This window comes from Enterobacter sp. SST3 (assembly GCF_000286655.1).
GTDB lineage: Bacteria > Pseudomonadota > Gammaproteobacteria > Enterobacterales > Enterobacteriaceae > Enterobacter > Enterobacter roggenkampii.
On sequence record NZ_ALNS01000008.1, the window covers coordinates 111,850 to 117,923 of the forward strand.

Here is a 6,074-nt window from a genome sequence, read left to right on the forward strand (position 1 = left end):
AGGACGCAGGAGTATAAATAATGAAAACCGCTTACATCGCAAAACAACGCCAGATCAGTTTCGTAAAATCCCATTTTTCCCGCCAGCTGGAAGAGAAGCTTGGGCTGATTGAAGTCCAGGCACCGATCCTCAGCCGCGTGGGTGACGGAACGCAGGATAACCTCTCTGGATGCGAAAAAGCGGTACAGGTAAAAGTGAAAACGCTGCCAGACGCCCAGTTCGAAGTGGTTCATTCACTGGCGAAGTGGAAGCGTCAGACCCTGGGACAACATGACTTCAGCGCGGGCGAAGGGCTCTACACGCACATGAAAGCCCTTCGCCCCGATGAAGACCGCCTGTCTCCCATTCATTCCGTTTACGTTGACCAGTGGGACTGGGAGCGCGTGATGGGCGATGGTGAGCGCCACGTTGGCACGCTGAAGTCTACCGTTGAGGCGATCTACGCCGGGATCAAAGCGACCGAAGCGGCCGTAAGCAAAGCGTTTGGTCTGGCACCGTTCCTGCCGGAAACGATCCACTTTGTACACAGCCAGGAATTGCTGACCCGTTTCCCGGATCTGGATGCCAAAGGCCGCGAGCGGGCGATCGCCAGAGAGCTCGGGGCGGTGTTCCTGATTGGGATCGGCGGCAAGCTGTCTGATGGCAAACGCCACGACGTTCGTGCGCCGGATTATGATGACTGGAGCACCACCGGTGAGGGGGAATTTGCCGGTCTGAACGGCGATATTCTTGTCTGGAACCCGGTGCTGGAAGACGCATTCGAGCTTTCTTCTATGGGGATCCGCGTTGATGCTGAGGCGCTGAAGCGCCAGCTGGCGGTGACTGGAGATGAAGATCGTCTCAAACTGGAGTGGCACCAGGCGCTGCTGCGTGGGGAAATGCCGCAGACGATTGGCGGCGGTATCGGCCAGTCCCGTCTGACCATGCTGCTGCTTCAGCTGCCCCATATTGGTCAGGTGCAGTGTGGCGTCTGGCCGCAGCAGGTGCGTGAAAGCGTCGGTTCTCTTCTGTAATTAACGCTGCCAGCGTCTGAGCAGGCGGCTACGCAACCCGGTATCAAAGCGCCAGATATGATCGAAGATGCGCATGATGCCGGGTTTTCCATGGGCGGACATCGCCACCGCATGAAAACGGTGCTGATGCACACGCTGTAATTCCTTCACTTTATTAACCACGTCATCCGGCAGCCGCTGGGCAATAAAGTCGGATATCACTACCGCGTCAGCGTCATACCAGTCGCCGCCCTGCATCCGCTCTACGATGCTGCGAAAACAGCTGGCCAGATCGGTTCCGCCGCGAAAGCGCTGGCTCAGGAAGCGGATTGCCTGCTCGATCCCCTGCTGGTTCGTCAGCTCATAGCCCACGACTTCGCTGGAGAACAGCATAATGAAGCAGCGACGGCGATCGGCGAGCGCCACGCGCATCAGCGCCAGACAGAACGCCTTTGCACACTGCTCGTTAAACCCGCCCATGGAGCCGGACGTATCCACGCAGACAATAAATGGCCCGCGCGGCTGCTCGTCAAAATCCTGATGAATGACCGGCCGCTGGCTGACTTTCTCGCGCCAGGCTTCACCGTGCAGCCGGTAGGTGAGGAGCTGTTTTTCCACCAGCCGACGGTAAAACTCGTACTCCAGCTCGGTCATCCCGAGCGTGCTCAGCTCCGTGGGCAGCAGGCGCAGAATATCATCGCTCTGCTGGAGCCCGTCGACCTGCTCTGGAACGGTGGCCGGCTCACGCACCAGGGTGCGGAAGGTTTCCATCGGGGCGTCTTTCTTTGGAACCGACTTTGCCTCCCTTGAACGTCCCAGCTGTTCTGCAAGCTTCATCAGCTCGGGCTGCTGCGCCAGAAAATCGCCGTACTTGACGATCAGCTGATAGTCCCCGCGCCGGAGCTGGCCGGCGCTCATATCCCAGAGACGCCCTGCCGCGTTCTCATTTTCCACCAGCACTTGCTCAAGCTGGCCGCTTAAGGTCATGCGTTCCTGAACTTCACTGAGCAGCTGCTCGCGCTCTTCATCCAGCAGCTGCTGGTTTAGCGTCGTGGCCTGCACCACCAGGCTGAGACGCCAGCGCTGTAAAAAGAGGGTGTGCAGTGCGGGAGTGAACGTGGCGTTGTCCGTGACCAGCCCCCGGGCCTGGCTGGCAAACGGGGAGTGGACCTTGTCGAGCAACGTCAGGGTTTGCGGAAGCTGGACGATAAACTGCGACGTGGAAAGTCGCTGGCACTGCTGATAGCAGGCCACTTCTTCCGTTAACTCAGGGGGGACTTCGGTCTCTTTAAACCGTTGACGCAGGTTATCCCGCCAGCGCGGAAGATCGTCGGTCATCGCCTTTTTGAGCTTCGGAAATTTTTCAAAGAAGGCCGCCAGCTGCGGTGAAGCCAGAAGGGTGATCACCACTTCTTCGATCAACCCTTCCTCGCTGACGGCCAGCATGACGTTAAGCGTATCCAGGGTTAGCATTGACGCGCCTGTTTGATCTGCGCGCTGACGTCCTGCAGGCTGGCTTCGATGCGGCCTAACCAGTCGCTATGGATAAAGAGGCATTTTTGCTGCTCGCTAAAGCGGGTGTGCTGCTGGTGCCATTCGGTGTCCAGCGCGTCCAGCTGCTGCTTAATCTCTTCGGGGACGCTCTCAGAGGCGGTTCCCGGAAGCGCAAGACGCGAGCCCTGCAGGCTGACGTCGCGGATCACCAGGTGCTGGCTGCTGTCCACTTCCATGGTCAGCGGCTGCGCGAAACCGATGCCGTTGAGCTTTCCACGGATCTCTCCACCCTTATCCAGCCACTGCGCCAGCGTCTCGCGCTCAATCGTCACGTGCACCACCTGCATGTCATGCAGCTTGAGCGGCTGCTGAAGCAGCAGGGTCAGCGTCGTGCTGGTGAGTTCAGAGGGTAATTCATAGTGCGGTTTGCGGGCGAACATCCCCCCCAAGCGATTCACTTTCAGCGCGGTTTTATCACTTTGCTGCTGCTGAAGCTGGATGCGCCGCTGGGCAATCGCCCCCAGTTGGTTGAGCATCGCCTGCTGTCCCCAGGCGTGTCCGGTCATCAAAACGTCGAGCTGCTGCTGCATCAGATTCATGCCTTCCGCGTCGTGCCAGAGGCAGTCTTTCAGCAGGATCAGATCGATGGGCGCAACGGCATCGCGACCGCTGAACAGGGCGCTGGCCTGCAGCAGGCGGATCGCTTTTTTCCAGCGGCGATCGGAGACATAGGGGGCAGAGGGCAGTAAATCAAGCTGCTGGCGCAGCATGAAGATCAGCTCGAAGACGGAATCAGGCAGCTTAATTTTACCGATCTCTTCCTGCCACTGGTAATACTCCTCGTCTGATACCTGCAATGACGCTGCTACCGGATTCTCGTTCTCATCCTGCTGGCTGACCAGCATGGAACGGAAATTGGACTTATCCTGCACTTTGTCCAGCCACAGGCGGATCAGCATACGGTCATACAGCGCTTCCAGGCTGCTGTCGGCTTCAGGCAGTTCGTTTGAGGCGGCCACCAGCAGGCGCATCGGGATTTTCTCTTCACTGGCGCCGTTGCGGAACCGACGTTCGTTTATCGCCGTGAGCAGGGTGTTCAGAATGGCCGGGCCGGCTTTCCAGATCTCATCAAGGAAGACAATTTCTGCCTCAGGCAGATACCCCGTCGTCAGGCGCTCGTAGCGTCCTTCATCTTTCAGCGCCTGAATGGAAAGGGGGCCAAACACCTCTTCCGGGGTGGAAAAGCGGGTCATCAGGTATTCAAACGCGCGGGCGTTCTTAAAAGCAAACTTAAGCCTGCGGGCAATCAGGCTTTTGGCGATGCCCGGCGGCCCAAGCAGAAACACGCTTTCACCGCTCAATGCTGCCAGTAAACAGAGGCGAATGGCGTGGCTACGCTCGAAAAGGCCTTTCTCCAGCGCGCTGCTGAGGCGGGAAATTCTTTCTGCTAATAAATGTGAGTGAGCCATAATAGTTTTGCATCCTTTCGCCGTCGTGGCGGCCAATTGAAGCGAGTATAGACGTTTCAGTCAGGGCTGGTAATAGGCTGAAGTGCGGCGCAATTTTCTTTGCGCTACATTAATGCGGTTGCATTTAGGGGTACGATTTTGCAATGAATCGTGCATACTGTGCGCTTTTTGTGGGCCAAGGGACCAGGAACACATTTGTTATTTAAACGAAAAGACTAGTCTATGAGCACTGATAATAAGCAATCATTACCCGCAATTACGCTTGCGGCGATCGGGGTTGTCTACGGTGATATCGGCACCAGCCCGCTTTATACGCTTCGTGAATGTTTGTCCGGCCAGTTTGGCTTTGGTGTTGAGCGCGATGCCGTGTTTGGCTTCCTGTCCCTCATCTTCTGGCTGCTGATTCTGGTCGTTTCCGTTAAGTATCTCTCCTTCGTTATGCGCGCTGATAACGCGGGCGAAGGCGGTATCCTGACCCTGATGTCCCTTGCAGGGCGCAACACCTCCGCCAGAATGACCTCCGTGCTGGTGATTATCGGCCTGATTGGCGGCAGCTTCTTCTATGGAGAGGTGGTTATCACGCCCGCGATTTCGGTCCTCTCGGCGATAGAGGGGCTGGAGATCATCGCGCCACAGCTTGATACGTGGGTGGTCCCGCTGGCGATAATCGTGTTGACGCTGCTGTTTGTGATCCAGAAGCACGGTACCGGGCTGGTGGGAAAACTGTTTGCGCCGATTATGCTGGCCTGGTTCCTGATCCTGGCGGCGCTCGGTTTACGCAGCATTATCGCGAACCCGGAAGTGCTGCATGCGCTGAACCCATACTGGGCCGTGCATTTCTTCCTCGAATACAAAGTAGTTTCCTTCGTGGCGCTGGGGGCGGTCGTGCTCTCCATCACCGGTGTGGAAGCGCTGTATGCAGACATGGGGCACTTCGGGAAACTGCCTATCCGCGTGGCCTGGTTTATTGTGGTACTGCCGTCGCTGGTGTTGAACTACTTCGGCCAAGGCGCGCTGTTGCTCAAAAACCCGGAGGCGATCAAGAACCCGTTCTTCCTGCTGGCGCCTGACTGGGCGCTGGTGCCGATGCTGATTCTGGCGACGCTGGCGACCGTCATTGCCTCTCAGGCGGTGATTTCCGGCGTGTTTTCTCTGACGCGCCAGGCCGTGCGTCTGGGGTATCTCTCACCGATGCGCATCATTCATACCTCAGAGATGGAGTCGGGCCAGATCTACATCCCGTTCGTTAACTGGCTGCTCTACTTCGCTGTTGTGATTGTGATTGTCAGCTTCGAGCACTCCAGCAACCTGGCGGCGGCGTACGGTATTGCGGTAACCGGCACCATGGTGCTGACATCGCTTCTCTCCACCACGGTGGCGTACCGTAACTGGCACTGGAATAAATTCCTCGTGGCGATGATTCTGGTGGGCTTCCTGTGTATTGACGTGCCGCTGTTCTCTGCGAACCTCGACAAGATTGTCTCCGGCGGCTGGCTGCCGCTGACGCTGGGGCTGGTGATGTTCATCGTCATGACCACCTGGAAAAGCGAGCGCTTCCGCCTGCTGCGCCGTATGCATGAGCACGGGAATTCTCTGGAGGCGATGATCGCTTCGCTGGAGAAATCCCCGCCGGTCCGCGTGCCCGGCACCGCGGTGTACATGTCTCGTGCCCTGAACGTGATCCCGTTTGCGCTGATGCATAACCTCAAGCACAACAAAGTGCTGCACGAGCGCGTGATCCTGCTGACGCTGCGTACCGAAGATGCGCCATATGTTCACAACGTACGCCGCGTGCAGATTGAGCAGCTCTCCCCGACCTTCTGGCGCGTGGTGGCAAGCTACGGCTGGCGTGAAACGCCGAACGTGGAAGAGGTGTTCCACCGCTGCGGTCTGGAAGGCTTAAGCTGCCGCATGATGGAGACGTCGTTCTTTATGTCCCACGAGTCGCTGATCATCGGCAAGCGCCCGTGGTACCTGCGCCTGCGCGGTAAGCTGTATCTCATCCTGCAACGTAACGCCCTGCGTGCGCCTGACCAGTTTGAGATCCCGCCTAACCGCGTGATAGAGCTGGGTACGCAGGTCGAGATTTAAGTCCTTTCGAAAATGCCGGGTGGCGCTG

Annotated in this window: 4 protein-coding genes; 2 read left to right on the top strand and 2 right to left on the bottom strand. The window is 57.8% G+C overall.

Annotated elements, in window-relative coordinates; genetic code table 11:
* Nucleotides 1-20 precede the first annotated feature (20 nt).
* Nucleotides 21-1,013, top strand: a complete 993-nt coding sequence (gene asnA / locus B498_RS16755) for an aspartate--ammonia ligase (protein WP_008500199.1) — start codon at nt 21-23, stop codon at nt 1,011-1,013.
* Here the strand turns inward: asnA and viaA are convergent, their stop codons facing one another.
* The gene (gene viaA, locus B498_RS16750; protein ID WP_008500200.1) at nt 1,014-2,465 is read right to left on the bottom strand and encodes an ATPase RavA stimulator ViaA; all 1,452 of its coding nucleotides are present in this window, start codon (nt 2,463-2,465) and stop codon (nt 1,014-1,016) included.
* Nucleotides 2,459-3,955 carry an ATPase RavA gene (gene ravA, locus B498_RS16745; RefSeq protein WP_008500201.1) on the bottom strand — a complete coding sequence of 499 codons (1,497 nt, stop codon included), beginning with the start codon at nt 3,953-3,955 and terminating at the stop codon, nt 2,459-2,461. Before ravA ends, viaA begins: the two co-directional genes overlap by 7 nt.
* 222 nt (nt 3,956-4,177) lie before the next feature.
* Between ravA and kup the strand changes: the two genes are divergently transcribed.
* Nucleotides 4,178-6,046 carry a low affinity potassium transporter Kup gene (kup, locus tag B498_RS16740; protein WP_008500202.1) on the top strand — a complete coding sequence of 623 codons (1,869 nt, stop codon included), beginning with the start codon at nt 4,178-4,180 and terminating at the stop codon, nt 6,044-6,046.
* Nucleotides 6,047-6,074: the final 28 nt, after the last annotated feature.

Coding starts and splice junctions, on each gene's coding strand:
- asnA (WP_008500199.1), top strand. CDS start 21: ATGAAAACCGCTTACATCGCAAAACAACGCCAGATCAGTTTCGTAAAA.
- viaA (WP_008500200.1), bottom strand. CDS start 2,465: ATGCTAACCCTGGATACGCTTAACGTCATGCTGGCCGTCAGCGAGGAA.
- ravA (WP_008500201.1), bottom strand. CDS start 3,955: ATGGCTCACTCACATTTATTAGCAGAAAGAATTTCCCGCCTCAGCAGC.
- kup (WP_008500202.1), top strand. CDS start 4,178: ATGAGCACTGATAATAAGCAATCATTACCCGCAATTACGCTTGCGGCG.